Here is a 17,003-nt window from a genome sequence, read left to right as displayed (position 1 = left end):
CGCGCGGAGGCGGTGTCACGCGCGGCCGGTCACGTTGACGCCGGTCCACGCGGCGGCGACCGCCGTGTACTGGCTGCTGCCCGCCCCGTACAGGTCGCGCGCCGCGTTCAGGGTCGCGGTCCGCGCCGTGTGGTAGTTGGCGCCGGCCGTCAGGTACACGGTCAGCGCCCGGTACCAGATCGCCGCCGCGGTGCCGCGCCCGATGCCGGTCAGCACCGAGCCGTCGGCGGTCGGGCTGTTGTAGGAGTTCCCGTTGACGACCCGGGGGCCGCTGCCCTCGGCGAGCAGGAAGAAGAAGTGGTTGGCGATCCCCGACCCCAGGTGCGGGTCGAGGTTCGGGACCGACGTCGACCAGTAGTCGGGGGAGGCGCCGTCCCGGGAGGGCCGGTCCATGTAGCGCAGCGGGGTGCCGTTCCCGTTGAGGTCCGCCTTCTCACCGATGAGGTAGTCGGGCACGTCGGCCGGGATGTCGGCGGAGAACTCCACCATGGTGGCGAAGATGTCGGAGGTGCCCTCGTTGAGCGCGCCCGCCTCGCCGCTGTAGCCGAGCCCGGCGGTGGCGGAGGTGACGCCGTGGGCGATCTCGTGCGCCCCGATGTCGAGGGCGGTCAGCGGATGGGCGTTGTCGGATCCGTCGCCGTAGTTGATGCAGCCGCAGGCGTCGCTCCAGAAGACGTTGGCGTAGTGGTTGCCGTAGTGGACGACGCTGCGGATGCCCTTGCCGTCGTTCCTGACGCCGAGGCGGTTGAAGGCGTACTTGAAGTAGTCCCACGTGGAGACGGCGGCGAACTGGGCGTCGACGCCCGCGGACTGGATGTTGGAGGGCAGGCTGTTGCCCCAGATGTTGTCCGCGTCCGTGAGGACGGCGTTGGTCCTGCCGTTGACGGTGGCGGTGTTGCCGCGGGTCGGGTCCTGCAGCAGGTAGGCCGCCGCCGTCTTCGTGGTGGTCAGCGGGACCTGGCCGTCGTGCACTCCGTACCCCGTGCCGAGGGCGGGGGAGTCGGCGGCCGCCGCCCCGGCGCCCGTGCCCGGCATCGTCGCCAGCAGTGCCGCGGCCGCGAGAGCGGCCCCCACGGTGAGTCTGCGTCGCATTTGACTGCCTTCCCTGTCGCCGGCGCGGTGGCGCCCGCCTCGTGGGGCGCCGGGGTGGGCGCCGGGACGAAGCATGGCGGCGTGGAACCGATCCTTGGCAGGGGCCCGTCAAAGATTGGCGCGCCTTCGCCGGTCAGGAGGCCGGATACGGGCGACTCCCGGCCAAGAACCGGCCCCAGGCACCCTGGACGGGGCCGGGGGTCCCCTCTACGGTTGCGACCGTGGACCGGATGAGCGCCTTGGATGCGGGTTTCTACTTCATCGAGGACGAGAACGTGCCGATGCACGTGGGATCGGTCCTGGTCTTCGAGGGGCCCGTGCCGTCGTACGGCGATGTCATCAGACTGCTGGTGTCCAAGCTCCCCGACGTGCCCCGCTACCGGCAGCGGGTCAAGAGCCTGCCGCTGCACCTGGGCCGGCCCGTCTGGGTCGACGACGAGCACTTCCAGATCCTCTACCACCTGCGCCACACCGCGGTGCCCGCACCGGGCGGCGACGACCAACTGCGCAACCTCGCCGGCCGGCTCTTCGCCCAGCGCCTGGACCTCACGAAGCCGCTGTGGGAGATGTGGCTGGTGGAAGGGTTGGAGGGCGACCGCTGGGCGCTCATCTCCAAGGTGCACCACTGCATGATCGACGGCATAGCCGGCACCGACATGATGCAGCTGGTGCTGGACTGGCGCAAGGACAGCGAGCTGTCCGAACCCCGGCCCTGGACGCCGGAGCCGAGTCCGTCCACGCTCGACCTCGTCGCCGACGGAGTGCGCGACGCGGTACTGACCCCGCTGGGGCACCTGGCCGCCGTACCCGCCCTGGCCCGGCGGCTGCGCAGCGGGTCCGAACTGCTCGGCTTCGGCCGTGCCCTGGCCGGCAGCCTGCCGAGCACCGCCCGCCGGCTGACCACCCGCGCGGCCGGCTCCCTCAACGGCGCCCTGGGCCCGCACCGCCGCTGGGTGTGGGCGAAGGCCGACCTGACGGAGACCAAGCGGATACGCAAGGTGACCGGCGGGACGGTCAACGACGTCATCCTCGCCGCGATCACCCGCGGATTCCGCGATCTGCTGGAGAGCCGCGGTGAGCTGGCCGAGGGCATGGTGGTCCGCACGATGGTGCCGGTCTCCGTCCGCTCGCGGGACCAGCGCAACAAGCTGGACAACCGGGTGAGCGCCGTGCTGCTGAACCTGCCGGTCAGCGAGCCCGATCCGCGGGCGCGGCTCGCCGCGGTGCGCGAGCAGATGGACGACCTCAAGCACAGCCGCCAGGCGGCGGGCGCCGACGCGATCACCGGCATGGCGAACTTCGCGGCCCCCACCCTGCTCGCGCTGGGCTCGCGCACCGCCATGCGCTTCCCGCAGCAGTTCCTGCAGACGGTCACCACCAACGTCCCGGGCCCGCGCGTGCCGCTGTACATGCTGGGCCGGCGGCTGGCCGAGATCTACCCCTACGTGCCGATCGCCAGCACCATGCGGATCAGCGTCGGGATCTTCTCCTACCTCGGCCAGATCACCTTCGGGGTCAACGCCGACTTCGACGGGGTACCCGACATCCAGGTGCTCGCGGACGGTATCCGGGCAGGCTTCGACGAGCTGCTCGCGCTGACCTGACACGCGCTCCGTCGCGGCCCCGGTGATCGATTGGCGGGGCCGTGCGGGCAGGCTTAGCCTCGAAGGAGTGACCGAATTCGCTCACTTCTGACGTGAGGCGCGGGCAACCCCGCAGGCACTCCTATGACGGACTCTCAGACGACATCCCCGGAGTCTGCCGCATCCCCGGAGCGGGGCCACGGCAGCGGTATCGCACTCCTCGTCATCTGCTCGTGCCAGCTGATGGTGGTCCTCGACATCACCATCGTGAACATCGCCCTTCCGCACATCCAGACCTCCCTCGGTTTCTCGACCGAGAACCTGTCCTGGGTCATCAACGCCTACACGCTGACCTTCGGCGGACTGCTGCTGCTCGGCGGGCGACTGGGCGACATCCTCGGCCGTCGCCGGGTCTTCATCTTCGGTGTGCTGCTCTTCGTGCTCGCCTCGCTGCTCGGCGGACTCTCGCAGGAATCCTGGCAGTTGCTCGCGGCACGCTCGTTGCAGGGCGTGGGCGGCGCCATCGCCTCTCCCACCGCCCTCGCGCTCATCACCACCACCTTCCGCGAAGGACCCGAGCGGAACAGGGCGTTCGGTGTGTTCGCCGCCGTCTCGGCGGGCGGCAGTGCGATCGGGTTGCTCGCGGGCGGACTGCTCGTGGAGTGGCTCGACTGGCGCTGGGTCTTCTTCGTCAACGTGCCCATCGGCCTGCTGATCGTGCTCGCGACACCCCGTTACATCCGGGAGTCCGAGCGCCACCCGGGCAACTTCGACATCCTCGGCGCGCTCACGTCCACCGTGGGCATGGTGTTGCTCGTCTACGGCTTCATCCGCGCCTCCAAGGACGGCTGGAGCGACAACCTGACCATCGCGTCCTTCGTGGCGGCCGTGGTGCTCCTCTTCGTGTTCCTCACCGTCGAGCGCCGGTCGAAGCAGCCCATCACCCCGCTGTGGATGTTCCGGGACCGCAATCGCGCCGGCGTGTACGGGATGATGCTGAGCCTGTCCGCCGCGATCTTCGGGATGTTCTTCTTCCTGACGCTCTTCGTGCAGAACGTCCTGGAATTCAGTCCGCTGCGGGCCGGCCTCGCCTTCCTGCCGGTGAGCGTGATCATCGCGATCGCCGCGGGATTCACCTCGCAACTGCTTCCCAAGTGGGGACCCAAGCCCTTCATGGTGGTGGGGGCGGTCCTGGCCGCGGTGGGACTCGGCTGGCTGACGATGACCGATGTCGACAGCTCGTACCTGGGCAGCATCCTCGGCCCGATCCTGGTCTTCGGCACCGGCATGGGTCTGCAGTTCGTGTCCCTGACGCTGATGGCGGTATCGGGCGTCGAGCCGAAGGAGACGGGCGCGGCCTCCGGGATCCTCAACGCCACCCAGCAGGTGGGCGGGTCGCTCGGCCTTTCCGTCCTGGTCACCGTCTTCGGCACGGCCAGCCGTAACGAGGCCACCGACCAGGTGCCCCGGTTCCTGTCGCAGGCGTCCCCGGCCCAGCGGCTGGAGTTCCGCAGGACCGGGCAGCTCCCGTCGCCCTGGGGCGACCAGGTGCTGACGTCGGGCATTTCGACCGCGTTCGTCGCCGCCGCCATCTTCGCCGTCGTCGGCGCCCTGATCGCCCTGCTGGTCATCCAAGTACGCCCCTCCGACCTGGAACGCCTCCAAGGTGGCGGCGGCGTCCCCCTCGTGCCGGCCGAGGTGGGAGAGGCGGCTTCCGACACGTCACCGGGGGCGCCGAACCCGCGCGACACGCCCCCTCCACACGGCTGAAGGTCGGACTCGTGCACTCCGGCCACTCGCTTACCGGGGTCAACAGAGGTAGACATAGGCCATGGCCCGGTTGACGGTCCGATCCTCGGGCGCCCTGCCGGCCGGCCGACGCAGGTGGATCAGGGGGATACGCAGCGTCGCCGGCCAGGTCTTCGCGCTGCAAGTCGTCGTGGTGCTGCTGCTGGTGATGGCGGCGGTGCTGGCGCTGGTCCTGGAGTCGGAGCACGACAGCACGCAGGAGGCCCGCAACCGCTCGGTCGCCGTCGCCCAGACCTTCGCGAACTCGCCGGGCATGGTGGCGGCGCTGCGCTCCCGGAACCCGAGCGCGATTCTCCAGCCGAAGGCCGAGGCCGCCAGGATCGGCTCCGGGGTGGACTTCATCGTCGTGCTCAACACCGACGGGATCCGCTACACCCACCCCAAGCCGGACCGGATCGGCAAGAAGTTCGTCGGGAACTTCGAGCCGGCCCTGCGCGGTGAGGTGATCACCGAGCGGATCGTCGGGACCATCGGGCCGCTCGTCCAGGCCGTGGTCCCGGTCCACGACACCGACGGCAAGGTGGTCGGCCTGGTCTCCGCCGGGATCACGATCACCAAGGTCAGCGGGGTCGTCAACGACCAGCTGCCGCTCATCCTCGGCGCCGCGACCCTCGCACTCGCCCTGGCCACGTTCGGAGCGGCACTCACCACCAGACGGCTGCGGCGCCAGACGCACGGTCTGGGACCCGCCGAGATGACCCGGATGTACGAGCACCACGACGCGGTGCTGCACGCGGTGCGCGAGGGCGTGGTCATCGTCGGCGGGGACGGCAGGCTGCTGCTCGCCAACGACGAGGCGCGCAGGCTGCTCGGCCTGCCGACGGACGCCGAGGGCCGCCCGGTGACCGCCCTCGGGCTGGGCCCCCGGGCGGCGGAGCTGCTGGCATCGGAACAGGCCGTCAGCGACGAGGTCCTGCCGGCCGGCGACCGCTTGCTGGTGGTGAACATCCGACCCACCGACCGCAACGGCGGCCCTCCCGGCATGGTCGCGACCCTCCGGGACTCCACGGAGCTGCACTCGCTGTCGGACCGGGCCGAGGCCGGCAGCCGGCGCCTTCGGCTGCTCTACGACGCCAGTGTCGCCATCGGAACCACCCTGGACGTGTCGCGGACCGCGCAGGAACTCACGCGGGTGGCCGTCCCCCGGTTCGCCGACTTCGTCAGCGTCGACCTCGCGGTGCCCGTCCTGCGCGGGGAGGAGCCCTCGGGGAGCGTCGGCACCCCGATGCAGCGGGTCGCCTTCAGCGGCATCAGGGACGGCGCTCCGTTCTACCCCGTGGGCCGGCCGATCACGGTGCTCCCCTCCACTCCGCAGGCGTGGAGCCTCGGCACCGGCCGGGGCATGTACGACCCCGACCTCACGGCGTCCACCGGCTGGCAGGTGCAGGACCCCGAGCGTGCCGCCGAGCTCCTCGACTACGGGATCCACTCGGTCGTCAGGGTCCCGCTGCGGGCCCGGGGTGTGCTGCTGGGGATCGCCAAGTTCTGGCGTTCGGAACGGCCGGAGCGCTTCGACGAGGACGACCTCTCCTTCGCCGAGGAACTGGTCACCCGCGCGGCGGTGTCCATCGACAACGCCCGGCGCTACACACGTGAGCACGCCATGGCCGTCACCCTGCAGCACAGCCTGCTGCCGCACGGGCTGCCCGAGCAGAACGCCGTCGAGGCCGCCTACCGCTACCTGCCCGCGCAGGCCGGCGTCGGCGGGGACTGGTTCGACGTCATCCCCCTGCCGGGCGCCCGGGTCGCGCTGGTGGTGGGCGACGTCGTCGGCCACGGTCTGCACGCCGCCGCCACCATGGGACGGCTGCGCACCGCGGTCCACAACTTCTCCACGCTGGACCTGCCGCCCGACGAGGTGCTGGGCCACCTCGACGAGCTGGTCGGCCGCATCGACCAGGACCAGACGGCCGCGGGTTCCGGCGACGACGTTACGGGCGCGACCTGCCTGTACGCGATCTACGACCCGGTATCGCGGCTGTGCACCATGGCCAGGGCGGGCCATCCGCCACCCGCGCTGGTCCTCCCGGACGGGTCGGTGGAGTTCCCCGACCTGCCCGCCGGGCCGCCGCTGGGTGTCGGTGGCCTGCCGTTCGCGACGGCGGAAATGCGGCTGCCCGAGGGCAGCCGGCTGGTGCTCTACACCGACGGGCTCGTCGAGGACCGGGAGCGGGACTTCGACGACGGACTCGAGCGGCTGCGCAGCGCCCTCAAGGACGTCGACCGGACACCGGAGGAGACCTGCGAGGCGGTCCTGGAGGCGCTCCTGCCCGCCCACCCGAAGGACGACATCGCCCTGCTCGTCGCCCGCACCCACGTCCTGCCCGCCGACCGGATGGCCGAGTGGGACGTACCGTCCGACCCGGCGGCGGTGTCCGAGGTCCGTGCCGCGGTCACCGGGAAGCTGGCGAACTGGGGACTGGACGAGACGGCCTTCGTGACGGAGCTGATCCTCAGCGAGCTGGTCACCAACGCCATTCGCCACGGGACGGCGCCGATCAAGGTCCGGCTGCTGCTCGACCGCACGCTGATCTGCGAGGTGTCCGACACCAGCGACACCTCACCGCACCTGCGCTACGCCGCCACGATGGACGAGGGCGGCCGCGGGCTCTTCCTCGTCGCCCAGTTCGCGGAGCGCTGGGGCACCCGCTACACCGCGGAGGGCAAGGTGATCTGGAGCGAGCAGCCGCTCTGACCCCGGTCTCGGGGCTGTCAGCCGCCGGACCGCGCCGGCCCGGCCGCCGGCAGGGCCTCGTCCACCCAGTCCAGCAGCCGTCCGGCGACGACGCCCGGTATCTCCAGCTGCGGCGCGTGGCCGACGCCGGGGAACGTCTCGAAGCGCCAGCCGGGATGGCGCGCGGCCGCCGCGCGGGCCGCGCGCACCGGCACCAGCCGGTCCCGCTCCCCGCTCATCAGGTAGACCGGCATGCGCAGCGACCGCATCGCGGACCAGTACCTGCTCCGCCGCGCGTTCACCAGCGCCAGCGAGCGCACGGCGGTCAGAGAAGGCGGTGTCCAGCTCCGGTTTCCCGGCGCGCTGCTCCACCAGTTCGACCGAGGCGCCGACCAGGTCCGCTGGCACCGCGGACGGGTCGGCGCACACCAGGGTGAGCAGCCGCCGCACCTGCTGCGGGGCCGTGGTGGTGGCCCGTGAGCGCGCGAGCAGCTGTTCCCCCACCACCGGCACGGCGTAGAGCAGGAACGTGGACAGGACCAGCGGATCGGGGCGGGCGCCGAACGGCAGCGGCAGGGAGGGGCCCATGAGGACGAGCCCGCTGGTCGTCTCCGGAGCGGCCGCCGCCTGCAGGATCGCGATCATCCCGCCCATCGAGTTGCCCACCAACACCGCGGGCTCCCCGATGGCCTCCCGCAGGAAGCGGTCCAGCAGCGCGACGTGGTCCCGCACAGCCGTGCCCCGGCCGGCCGGATCCGTCAGACCGAAGCCGGCCAGGTCCACGGCGGCCACTCGCAGCCGGGCGGTCAGCAGGGGCGCGAGGAGACACCAGTTGAGGTGCGATCCGCCGAGCCCGTGCACGAGGACCACCCGCGGCGCGTCCGGCGGCCCCCCGAAGTCGACCCAGTGCACCTGCCCGCCGAGGTCGGCGAAGCGGCTGGTTCCGCCCCAGTGGGCCACAGTCGTCATGTCCGTCAGTATCACCGCGGAAGCTACCCGACGGTAGGTGACGTGCCGGGCGCGGCGGCCCCGGAGCGAAAGGCGGGATTCCGGTGCCGCTGGACAGGGCCTCGAGCGGACATCGTCGGTGGCCCCTCCACACTTGCCGGAAGGTGACCCCTGATTCGTTTCGCGGTACTTGTGGACGTCCGGGGCCCGGTGTGAGCATCGACCGCTACGGTGCCGGTGGGACCGCCGTGAACGCCCGGCCCACCGCGTCCGTAGAACAGCGCACAGAGTCCAGCCCGGCAGTCGCTCCTGAATGGATCCGATATGAAGCCTTCCTTCCGTGCCCAGCTGACCGAGCGGAACCCGGGCGAGCCCGAGTTCCACCAAGCGGCGCAGGAGGTGCTGGAAACTCTCGCGCCGCTGCTCTCGGCGCGTCCCGAGTTCGTCGAGGCGAAGCTGGTCGAGCGGATCTGCGAACCGGAGCGCCAGCTGATGTTCCGGGTGCCGTGGCAGGACGACTCGGGTGAGATCCACGTCAACCGGGGATTCCGGGTGGAGTTCAACAGTGCGCTGGGGCCGTTCAAGGGCGGACTGCGCTTCCACCCGTCGGTGAACCTGGGCATCGTGAAGTTCCTCGGTTTCGAGCAGATCTTCAAGAACGCCCTCACCGGACTGAACATCGGCGGCGGCAAGGGCGGCAGCGACTTCGACCCGCACGGCCGGTCCGACTCCGAGGTGATGCGCTTCTGCCAATCCTTCATGACCGAACTCCACCGCCACCTCGGCGAGCACACCGACGTCCCGGCGGGCGACATCGGCGTCGGCGGCCGGGAGATCGGCTACCTCTTCGGCCAGTACAAGCGCGTCACCAACCGCTGGGAGGGCCGGCGTCCTGACCGGAAAGGGCCTGGAGTGGGGCGGCTCGCAGGCCCGCACTCAGGCCACCGGGTACGGCAACGTCCTGTTCACGGCCGAGATGCTGAAGAAGCGCGGCGAGGACTTTGACGGTCAGCAGGTCACGGTCTCCGGATCGGGCAACGTCGCGATCTACACCATCGAGAAGGCCCAGGCCCTCGGCGCCAACGTCCTGACCTGCTCCGACTCCGGCGGCTATGTCGTCGACGAGAAGGGCATCGACCTCGAACTGCTGCAGCGGATCAAGGAGGTCGAACGCGGCCGGGTCAGCGACTACGCGGAGCGGCGCGGCATCTCGGCCCGCTATGTGGCCGGCGGCCGGGTGTGGGACGTGCCCGCCGACGTGGCCCTGCCGTCGGCGACCCAGAACGAGCTCGACGCGGACGCGGCCGCCGTGCTGATCCGCAACGGGGTGAAGGCCGTCTCGGAGGGCGCCAACATGCCCACCACCCCGGACGCGGTCAAGCTGCTGCGCGACGCCGGCGTCGCGTTCGGGCCCGGCAAGGCCGCCAACGCGGGCGGCGTCGCGACCAGCGCCCTGGAGATGCGGCAGAACTCCGGCCGGGAGTCGTGGACGTTCGAGCGCACGGCGGACGAGCTGGCGACCATCATGCGCGGCATCCACGACACCTGCTACGAGACCGCCGAGCGCTTCGGGGCCCCGGGCGACTACGTCGTCGGCGCCAACATCGCGGGCTTCGAGCGGGTGGCCTCCGCGATGCTCTCCCAGGGCCTCGTCTGACGAGACCCCGGCCGGACTCCCGGTGATCGAGAATCGCACAGATGTACGAATGTGTATAGGCTGGTCCCATGGCCGTACATCTGCAGAACTCGCTCTTCGACCAGGAGGACGAGATCGCACCGCGCCCGCTCGACGGGCTGCGCCGCACCGAGATCGGGCTCGGCGCCTGGATCGACGTGCTGCCGCAGTGGCTCGTCGGGGCGGACGCGCTCTTCGCGGCGTTGGCGCGGGACGTCCCGTGGCACGCCGAGAAGCGCGTCATGTACGAGCGGACGGTGGACGTGCCGCGGCTGCTCTCGTTCTTCGGCGACCGCGACCCGCTGCCGCACCCGGCACTCGACGCGGCCCGCTCGGCGCTGAGCGCGCACTACGCCGCCGAGCTCGGTGAGCCGTTCACCACGGCCGGGCTCTGCTTCTACCGCGACGGACGCGATGGTGTCGCCTGGCACGGCGACACCATCGGCCGCGGCGGCACCGACGACACCATGGTCGCGATCGTCTCCGTGGGCGCGCCGCGCAATCTGGTGCTGCGGCCGCGCGGCGGCGGTCCGGCGGCGGTGCGCATGCCGCTCGGGCACGGCGACCTCATCGTCATGGGCGGCAGCTGCCAGCGCGCCTGGGAGCACGCGATCCCCAAGACGGCGCGGCCGGTGGGCCCGCGGATCAGCGTGCAGTTCCGGCCGCGCGGGGTGCGCTGAACCGGTAGCGGCCGGGGTTCGGGCGAGGTCGCCCCGGGAGACGGGGCGGAAAGCGGGTACGCATGGGGCCAGCCGCAGTCCTCACCGCCCCAGCCCTGGAGTTCCCCGCCCATGCTGCTGCACGAACTGGCCGTCACCTCCCAGGCCCTCGCCGTCGAGCCGGCGCGCAACGCGAAGATCGCCCTGCTGGCCGGGTACCTCAGGAGTCTGGGCCCCGACGAGCTGCCCGCGGCCGTGTCCCTGCTGTCCGGCGAGTCCCGGCGGATGCGGATCGGGGTCGGCCCCGCGGGCCTGCGCGACCTGCCGCCGCCCGCCGCCGAACCGGAGATCGGCGTGCGGGAGGCCCAGGACGTCCTGGCCGCGCTCGCCGCCGTGCACGGACCCGGCTCGCAGGGCGAACGGCGCCGGCTGCTGGAGGAGCTCTTCGCCCGGGCCACCGCACAGGAGCAGACGTTCCTGGGCGCGGTGCTCGTCGGCGAGCTGCGGCAGGGCGCTCTGGACGCGGTGGTGGCGGACGCCGTCGCCAAGGCGGCCGGGGTGCCCGCCGCGGACGTCCGCCGGGCGCTGATGTTCCGCGGCTCCGCCCGCGCCGTCGCGGCCGCCGCCATGACGGGCGGGAAGGAGGCGCTGCGCGCCTTCGGGCTGGAGGTCGGGCGCCCGGTACGGCCGATGCTCGCCGCCGCGGCCCCCGACGTCGCCGCCGCTCTGGAGCGGGTGAGCCCCGCCGCGCTGGAGTGGAAACTCGACGGCATCCGGGTCCAGGTGCACCGGGACGGCGACGACGTCTCCGTGTTCACCCGGAGCCTGGACGACATCACCTCCCGGGTGCCGGAAGTGGTGGAGGCCGCGCGGGCCCTGGACGTGCGGACGACCGTGCTCGACGGTGAGGCCATCGCGCTGGGCCCGGACGGCAGGCCCCGCCCGTTCCAGGAGACCGCCGCCCGCACCGCCTCGCGGCAGGATCCCGGGCGGCTGCGGGCGCAGGTGCCGCTGAGCGTCTTCTTCTTCGACCTGCTGCACCGCGACGGCACCGACCTGCTCGACCTGCCCGCCGAACGCCGCTGGGCGGAACTCGACGACGTGGTGCCCGCGGAGCTGCGGGTGCCGCGGACCGTCACCGCCGACGTGGACGGCGCCGCGGCCTTCTTCCGCGGGGCGCTGGCCCGCGGTCACGAGGGCGTGGTCGCCAAGGACCCGGCCGCGCCGTACGCGGCGGGCCGGCGCGGCGCCGGCTGGATCAAGGTCAAGCCGCGGCACACCCTGGACCTGGTGGTGACGGCCGCCGAGTGGGGCAACGGCAGGCGCGAGGGGTGGCTGAGCAACCTGCACCTCGCGGCGCGCGGCGAGGAGGGTGACCCCGCCCCCTGGGTGATGCTCGGCAAGACCTTCAAGGGGCTGACCGACGAGCTGCTCACCTGGCAGACCGCCGAACTGCTGGCCCGCGAGGAGCGCCGCGACGGATACGTCGTCCACGTCCGGCCGGAACTGGTCGTCGAGATCGCCTTCGACGGCCTGCAGCGCAGTCCGCGCTATCCGGCGGGGCTCGCGCTGCGCTTCGCGCGCGTGCTGCGCTACCGCGACGACAAGTCCCCGGCCGAGGCGGACACGGTCACCGGCGTGCGGGCGCTGGCCGCCGAGGAAGGTCTGTGAGGCTCGTCCGGGCGCGGTGGCCGCCGCGCCCGGACGCACCGGAGCGTGCCTACCAGCCCACGGCGATCAGCAGGTACTGCGGATTGGCGTGGGAGACGAACGAGGATTGGCCGGCGTAGTCGTCGTACGGGAACCCGTACGCCAGTTTGCCGATGCCGTGGTCGTGCCAGAACTTCGCGTAGTAGTTCGCCGGCCCGGCCTGGTAGTACAGGCTGGGGTCCGACCACTGCGACTGCGGCAGCGTGGCGACGTGCCGGTTGAGCGCCGAGCACATCCCCGGGTTCTCGGACAGGGTGCCCGCGCAGCCGAAGACGTCGGACGTGGGGGCGTTGACGCCGACCGAGTTCGCGTAGGCGGTGTAGTAGTTCGCGTTGACCCCGCCGGCCCGGAACGTCGGGTCGCTGCCCGGCGCGATGATCCGGTACGGGGCCTGGGACTGCGCGAGCACCTTGAACTGCGCGGGCACCTCGTTGATGAACTTCTGGAAGGTCACCGACCGGTCCTCGGCGAAGGTGGCCTGGTCCTCACCCACGGCCACGTCGTACCCGTCACGGGTGTGCAGCCGCATCGCGAGCTTCAGGCCGAACGCGTCGACGCGCGTGGTGTTGCCGTTGAAGACGTTCGCGCCCACGGTGAACTCGATGAAGTCGAAGTACTGGCCGCCCGGCGTACCGACGTAGAAGTACATCCGCCCGGCGGAGTTGACGGGCATGTCGAAGTACGGCTGGTCGGCGATCGAGTGGACCTGCCCGTTGTAGCTCCAGTAGACCTGGCTGTCCGGGTACTTGCCGTTCGTCCGGTTGAGGATCTTGAGCATGACGACGTTCTGCGCGGGCGGGATGGTGCTGGTGTCGCCCCAGAACGAGCCGGGGTCCGTCGGGGGGGGTGGTGGAGGAGGTGGAGCGCACCTGGAACTCCCACAGCGAGTAGCCGTAGGCGGTGGCCCGCGCGGTGCCGTTCATCCGGACGTAGCGGCCGGTGCCGGTGACGTCGAGGGTCTGGGTGCCGCCGGTGCCGGTCGTGGTGGAGTGGACGGTGGTCCAGTTGCCGGTTCCGGTGTCGGAGACCTGGATCTGGAAGCCGCTCGCGTAGGCCGCCTCCCAACTCAGGACGACCTGGCAGATCTGCTGGGACGTGCCGAGGTCGACCTGGAGCCACTGCGGGTCGCTGAACGCGCTGGACCAGCGGGTGCCGGTGCTGCCGTCGAACGCGGCGCTCGCCGGGCTCGCGGCGTTCTCCGTGGACGACGCGGTCGCCGGACGGTTCAGTGCCGCGTTGGCGGAACCGCAGCCGCCGGGGGTGAGGACGCCGTAGACCTGGAACTCCCACAGCGAGTAGCCGTAGGCGGTGCCCCGGGCGGTGCCGTTCATCCGGACGTAGCGGCCGGTGCCGTTGACGTCGAGGGTCTGGGTGCCGCCGGTGCCGGTGGTGGTGGAGTAGACGGTGGTCCAGTTGCCGGTTCCGGTGTCGGAGACCTGGATCTGGAAGCCGCGCGCGTACGCCGCCTCCCAGGTCAACCCGATCTGGCTGACCGAGGCGGTGGCCCCGAGGTCGACCTGGATCCACTGCGGGTCGCTGAACGCGCTGGACCAGCGGGTGCCGGTGTTGCCGTCTACGGCGGCGCCCGCGGCGGTTCCGGCGTTCTCGGCGGACGACGCGGTGGCCGGCTTCCCCTGCGAGAGCAGCGCGCCCGCCGCACCGGCCGGCGGCTGGGTGATGACGAAGACCAGGCCCGCCAGCAACGCGATCAGCAGGGTGATGAGGAGATAGGGCCGGCGCCTGCCGCGGATCGACCGATGGCGCACCAGCAAGGAACGATCGCCTGACATGGCATCTCCTGAACGGGTGGGGGACCGTGATGGAGCCGGAACCGCGTGAGAGCGCTCTCCCGGTGGGGTGATGTTTACAACCGCGTCTCTCCGACGTCAAGAAGTAGCCCCGTAATCGCCCCAACCCGCCTGTTGGGAACGAGGGTTGAACATGGCGGTGCGCGGGTGAGGGGCGACCGGTGAACTCGGGACCCACACGCCGGTGCGACGCCGGGGGATGATGACCGCGTGGAGATCCGTATCGAGGCCACCGACCTGCCCGGGCGTGCCGTCGCGCCGGGCCCGGACTTTCCCGCCGCCCAGGCCGTCCACATCGGTGTGCAGCGCAAGGACCGGGCGGGCGAGTGGACGGGCCTGCATCCGGGGGACGCGGCTTCGGCCCGCTGGACCCTGGAAGCCGTCGCCGCTGCGACCGCCACCGGAACGGCCCTGGAAGGCCCGTATATCCAGGACCGGCTGGGCGGGCGCTTCGTCTTCCTGGCCTGGGTCACGGTGGACGCCGCCTCGGGCGTCACCGACATGCTGCGCCGGGCGAAACTGATGTTCGCCGACATCCCGCCGGAGACCCTGGCCGCGGCGGTACGCGGCGGCCGGCTGACCGCGCGGCTGCGGCTGACGACCCCGGAGGGCCGGCCGCTGTGCGGGCGGGTGCGGCCGCCGCTGGTGACCTGGTCGGCACGGGACGACGGCGCGTAGCGCGCCCCCGGCTGATCCCCGCGTCGCTCAGGCCTCCAGCGCCTTGCGGCCGACGAGGCCGACCGCGCGCCCGTCGAGCAGGACGACGGCCGCGTCGTGGCGGCGTTGCGGGGTGTCGAGGCAGGCGAGCGCGCTGGAGAGCGGCTGGCCGAGGCCGACGACGGGCAGCGCCGGGGCGAGGTGGTCGCGCAGCGGCTCCTCCGGGAGCGCCCCCGCGTCGAGCGCCGCCCGCAGTCCGGCGGCCTCGGCCGAGCCGATGATCTCCCCGGCGCTGACGCCGAACGGCCGCTCGGCGCGGGCGAGCACGACGGGGGCGACGTCGGCGCGCGCGGTGCGCAGCGCGTCCAGTGCCGCGCCGAGTGAGGCGGTGGAGGCGACGGTGACCAGGCTCTCGCGGCCGTCCGCGGCGTCGCCCAGCACCGTGCGCACCGTCGGCTCCGTGTCGTCGCCGTGCCGCGGTTCCTCCAGGAAGCCGCGCTGCCGCAGCCAGTCGTCGCTGAGCGCCGAGGAGAGGTAGGAGCGGCCCGAGTCGGGCAGCAGGACGACGACCAGGTCGTCCGGGCCCAGCCGCCGCGCCACCCGCAGTGCCGCGGCCACCGCCGTCCCCGAGGACGGTCCCACCAGGAGTCCCTCCTCACGGGCCATCCGCCGCGCGGTCAGCAACGACTCCCGGTCCGGCACCCGTTCGAACATGTCGACCACGTCGCTGTGGTACGACTCGGGCCAGACGTCCTCAGAGGTCTCCGGATGGACGAAGTGGCCGATGCTCTCCACGAAGTAGGCGCTGCCGTCGCCACCGGCGTACACCGACGCCTCGGGGTCCGCGCCGACGACGGCGACCCGTCCGCCGGAGGCCTTCTTCAGGAAGCCGCCGGTGCCGCTGATGGTGCCGCCGGTGCCGACGCCCGCCACGAAGTGCGTGACCCGCCCTTCGGTCTGCTCCCAGATCTCCGGCCCCGTGGTCAGCACATGGGCGTCCGGGTTGGCCGGGTTGTCGTACTGGTTGGCCAGCCAGGCGCCGGGGATCTCCGCCGCGAGCCTGCGCACGACGTGGAAGAGGTGGTCCGGATGGTCCTTGGACAGGGCGGTCGGGGCGAGGACGACCTCGGCGCCGTAGGCCCGCAGGATGTCGCTCTTCTCCCGGGCGGCCTTCTCGGACACTCCGATCACGACCCGGTAGCCGCGCTGCCGTCCGACGATGGCCAGTCCGATGCCGGTGTTGCCCGACGTCGCCTCGATGATCGTGCCGCCCGGCCGCAGTTCACCCGTCCGCTCGGCCTCGCGCACCATCGACAGCGCGGCACGGTCCTTGACGCTGCCGCCGATGCTGAGGAACTCCGCCTTCGCGTAGACGGGGGTCGCGATCCCCTCGCCGAGGCGCGCCAGCCGGAACAGCGGCGTCCCGCCGATCGCGTCCGTGACCGATTCGTAGACGGTCATCCCTGGAACCTCGTCCCTCGTCCGGTGGTTGCGACGCGACGGAACCATCGGGCGTGGAAGGCCGGCGGCGACGCCGCGGGGCCGGCGTTCGGTCCACGGACCCGCGGGTGCACGATACCGCGACCGTCCCGGGCCCCGGCCGGCCCCCGGTCAGCCCCGGCGGGAGGAGTCCAGGTGGGCGAAGACGACGATGTTGTCCGTGTAGTCCTTCTTCGACTGGTCGTACGTGCCGCCGCAGGTGATGATGCGCAGCTGGGCGTTGGGGGTGTCGGCGTAGACGCGCTGGTCGGGGAAGTGGTCCTTGGAGAAGACCTCGACGGAGTCGACCTTGAACTTCGCGATGACGCCGTCGGCGCGGGTGATCTCGGCGGTGCTGCCCGGCTTGACCATGTCGAGCAGGTAGAACACCGCGGGGCCGGTCTTGGTGTCGACATGGCCGGCGACGATGGAGTTGCCGTGCTCCCCGGGCGTGGGACCGGCTTCGTACCACCCGACGAGGTTGTTGTCGTCCGCCCGCGGGGGATCGAGCTTGCCCGACGCGCCGATGCGCAGCGGGGTGAAGGGGGCGCTCACGCCGATGTCGGGAATCGTCAGCAGGGTGGGACGCGATGCGGGAAGCGGAGGGGCGCCGACGGGCGGGGCCGCCGCGTGGGCCGTGGCCTGCGCCACGACCGCCTCGGAGGGCGGGGCCGCGTCGGAGGCGTCGACGGAGTTGTAGATGAGGAAGGCGCCGAGCAGAGCCGCGCCGGTGGCCCAGACCAGTACGCGGGACGAGCTGTCGCCGCCTGTTGTGGTCGTCGCCGCCTGTGCGCCGGGCTGTGGGGGCTGCTTGGCCATGCGATGCCTTTCGTCGACTCGGTGTTCGTAGCCGTGCGGCCCGGGCGCGTGCGCCGGGCCGGTCCCGAGACCGTCGTTGCCACCGTCATC

Annotated in this window: 10 protein-coding genes and 3 pseudogenes; 7 read left to right on the top strand and 6 right to left on the bottom strand. The window is 72.0% G+C overall.

Going from position 1 to position 17,003, the window contains the following annotated elements:
- Nucleotides 1-15 precede the first annotated feature (15 nt).
- Nucleotides 16-1,092, bottom strand: a complete 1,077-nt coding sequence (locus M2266_RS03780) for a M4 family metallopeptidase (protein ID WP_277436820.1) — start codon at nucleotides 1,090-1,092, stop codon at nucleotides 16-18.
- Nucleotides 1,093-1,322: 230 nt separating this feature from the next.
- Between M2266_RS03780 and M2266_RS03775 the strand changes: the two genes are divergently transcribed.
- From M2266_RS03775 to M2266_RS03765, 3 genes are all read left to right on the top strand, one after another.
- A complete protein-coding gene (locus tag M2266_RS03775; RefSeq protein ID WP_277436819.1) occupies nucleotides 1,323-2,696 on the top strand; it encodes a wax ester/triacylglycerol synthase family O-acyltransferase in 1,374 nt (457 codons plus the stop codon).
- Between the two features lie 123 nt (nucleotides 2,697-2,819).
- Complete coding sequence (locus M2266_RS03770; protein ID WP_277436818.1) at nucleotides 2,820-4,445, top strand: MFS transporter; 1,626 nt, start codon at nucleotides 2,820-2,822, stop codon at nucleotides 4,443-4,445.
- Nucleotides 4,446-4,632: 187 nt separating this feature from the next.
- Nucleotides 4,633-7,179 (top strand): SpoIIE family protein phosphatase, encoded by a 2,547-nt coding sequence (locus tag M2266_RS03765; protein WP_277441057.1) that lies wholly within the window; start codon nucleotides 4,633-4,635, stop codon nucleotides 7,177-7,179.
- Between the two features lie 405 nt (nucleotides 7,180-7,584).
- On the opposite strand, the pseudogene M2266_RS03760 reads toward M2266_RS03765, so the two are convergent.
- Nucleotides 7,585-8,127 (bottom strand): annotated as a pseudogene (locus M2266_RS03760) (alpha/beta fold hydrolase); the annotation flags it as partial.
- 303 nt (nucleotides 8,128-8,430) lie between these two features.
- Between M2266_RS03760 and gdhA the strand changes: the two are divergent.
- From gdhA to M2266_RS03745, 3 genes and pseudogenes are all read left to right on the top strand, one after another.
- A pseudogene (gdhA, locus tag M2266_RS03755) lies at nucleotides 8,431-9,763 on the top strand (NADP-specific glutamate dehydrogenase).
- 68 nt (nucleotides 9,764-9,831) lie between these two features.
- Nucleotides 9,832-10,461, top strand: coding sequence for an alpha-ketoglutarate-dependent dioxygenase AlkB (locus M2266_RS03750; RefSeq protein ID WP_277436817.1), 630 nt, complete (start codon nucleotides 9,832-9,834; stop codon nucleotides 10,459-10,461).
- Nucleotides 10,462-10,572: 111 nt separating this feature from the next.
- Nucleotides 10,573-12,111: an ATP-dependent DNA ligase gene (locus M2266_RS03745; RefSeq protein ID WP_277436816.1), complete on the top strand. Its 1,539-nt coding sequence runs from the start codon at nucleotides 10,573-10,575 to the stop codon at nucleotides 12,109-12,111.
- Nucleotides 12,112-12,160: 49 nt separating this feature from the next.
- Here M2266_RS03745 and M2266_RS03740 read toward each other — a convergent pair whose 3' ends face one another.
- Nucleotides 12,161-12,742 carry a beta-1,3-glucanase family protein gene (locus tag M2266_RS03740; protein WP_277436815.1) on the bottom strand — a complete coding sequence of 194 codons (582 nt, stop codon included), beginning with the start codon at nucleotides 12,740-12,742 and terminating at the stop codon, nucleotides 12,161-12,163.
- Between the two features lie 247 nt (nucleotides 12,743-12,989).
- Nucleotides 12,990-13,862, bottom strand: a pseudogene (locus M2266_RS03735) (discoidin domain-containing protein); the annotation flags it as partial.
- Between the two features lie 306 nt (nucleotides 13,863-14,168).
- Here M2266_RS03735 and M2266_RS03730 point away from each other — a divergent pair.
- Complete coding sequence (locus tag M2266_RS03730; protein WP_277436814.1) at nucleotides 14,169-14,636, top strand: DUF5990 family protein; 468 nt, start codon at nucleotides 14,169-14,171, stop codon at nucleotides 14,634-14,636.
- Between the two features lie 27 nt (nucleotides 14,637-14,663).
- On the opposite strand, the gene M2266_RS03725 is transcribed toward M2266_RS03730, so the two are convergent.
- Nucleotides 14,664-16,076 carry a pyridoxal-phosphate dependent enzyme gene (locus M2266_RS03725; protein ID WP_277436813.1) on the bottom strand — a complete coding sequence of 471 codons (1,413 nt, stop codon included), beginning with the start codon at nucleotides 16,074-16,076 and terminating at the stop codon, nucleotides 14,664-14,666.
- Between the two features lie 150 nt (nucleotides 16,077-16,226).
- A complete protein-coding gene (locus M2266_RS03720; protein ID WP_277436812.1) occupies nucleotides 16,227-16,913 on the bottom strand; it encodes a class F sortase in 687 nt (228 codons plus the stop codon).
- Between the last annotated feature and the right edge of the window lie 90 nt (nucleotides 16,914-17,003).

Source organism: Streptomyces sp. SPB162 (assembly GCF_029504575.1).
Taxonomy (GTDB): domain Bacteria; phylum Actinomycetota; class Actinomycetes; order Streptomycetales; family Streptomycetaceae; genus Actinacidiphila.
This window is presented reverse-complemented; position numbering and strand designations above follow the sequence as displayed.

Coding starts and splice junctions, on each gene's coding strand:
- M2266_RS03780 (WP_277436820.1), bottom strand. CDS start 1,092: ATGCGACGCAGACTCACCGTGGGGGCCGCTCTCGCGGCCGCGGCACTG.
- M2266_RS03775 (WP_277436819.1), top strand. CDS start 1,323: ATGAGCGCCTTGGATGCGGGTTTCTACTTCATCGAGGACGAGAACGTG.
- M2266_RS03770 (WP_277436818.1), top strand. CDS start 2,820: ATGACGGACTCTCAGACGACATCCCCGGAGTCTGCCGCATCCCCGGAG.
- M2266_RS03765 (WP_277441057.1), top strand. CDS start 4,633: ATGGCGGCGGTGCTGGCGCTGGTCCTGGAGTCGGAGCACGACAGCACG.
- M2266_RS03750 (WP_277436817.1), top strand. CDS start 9,832: ATGGCCGTACATCTGCAGAACTCGCTCTTCGACCAGGAGGACGAGATC.
- M2266_RS03745 (WP_277436816.1), top strand. CDS start 10,573: ATGCTGCTGCACGAACTGGCCGTCACCTCCCAGGCCCTCGCCGTCGAG.
- M2266_RS03725 (WP_277436813.1), bottom strand. CDS start 16,076: ATGACCGTCTACGAATCGGTCACGGACGCGATCGGCGGGACGCCGCTG.
- M2266_RS03720 (WP_277436812.1), bottom strand. CDS start 16,913: ATGGCCAAGCAGCCCCCACAGCCCGGCGCACAGGCGGCGACGACCACA.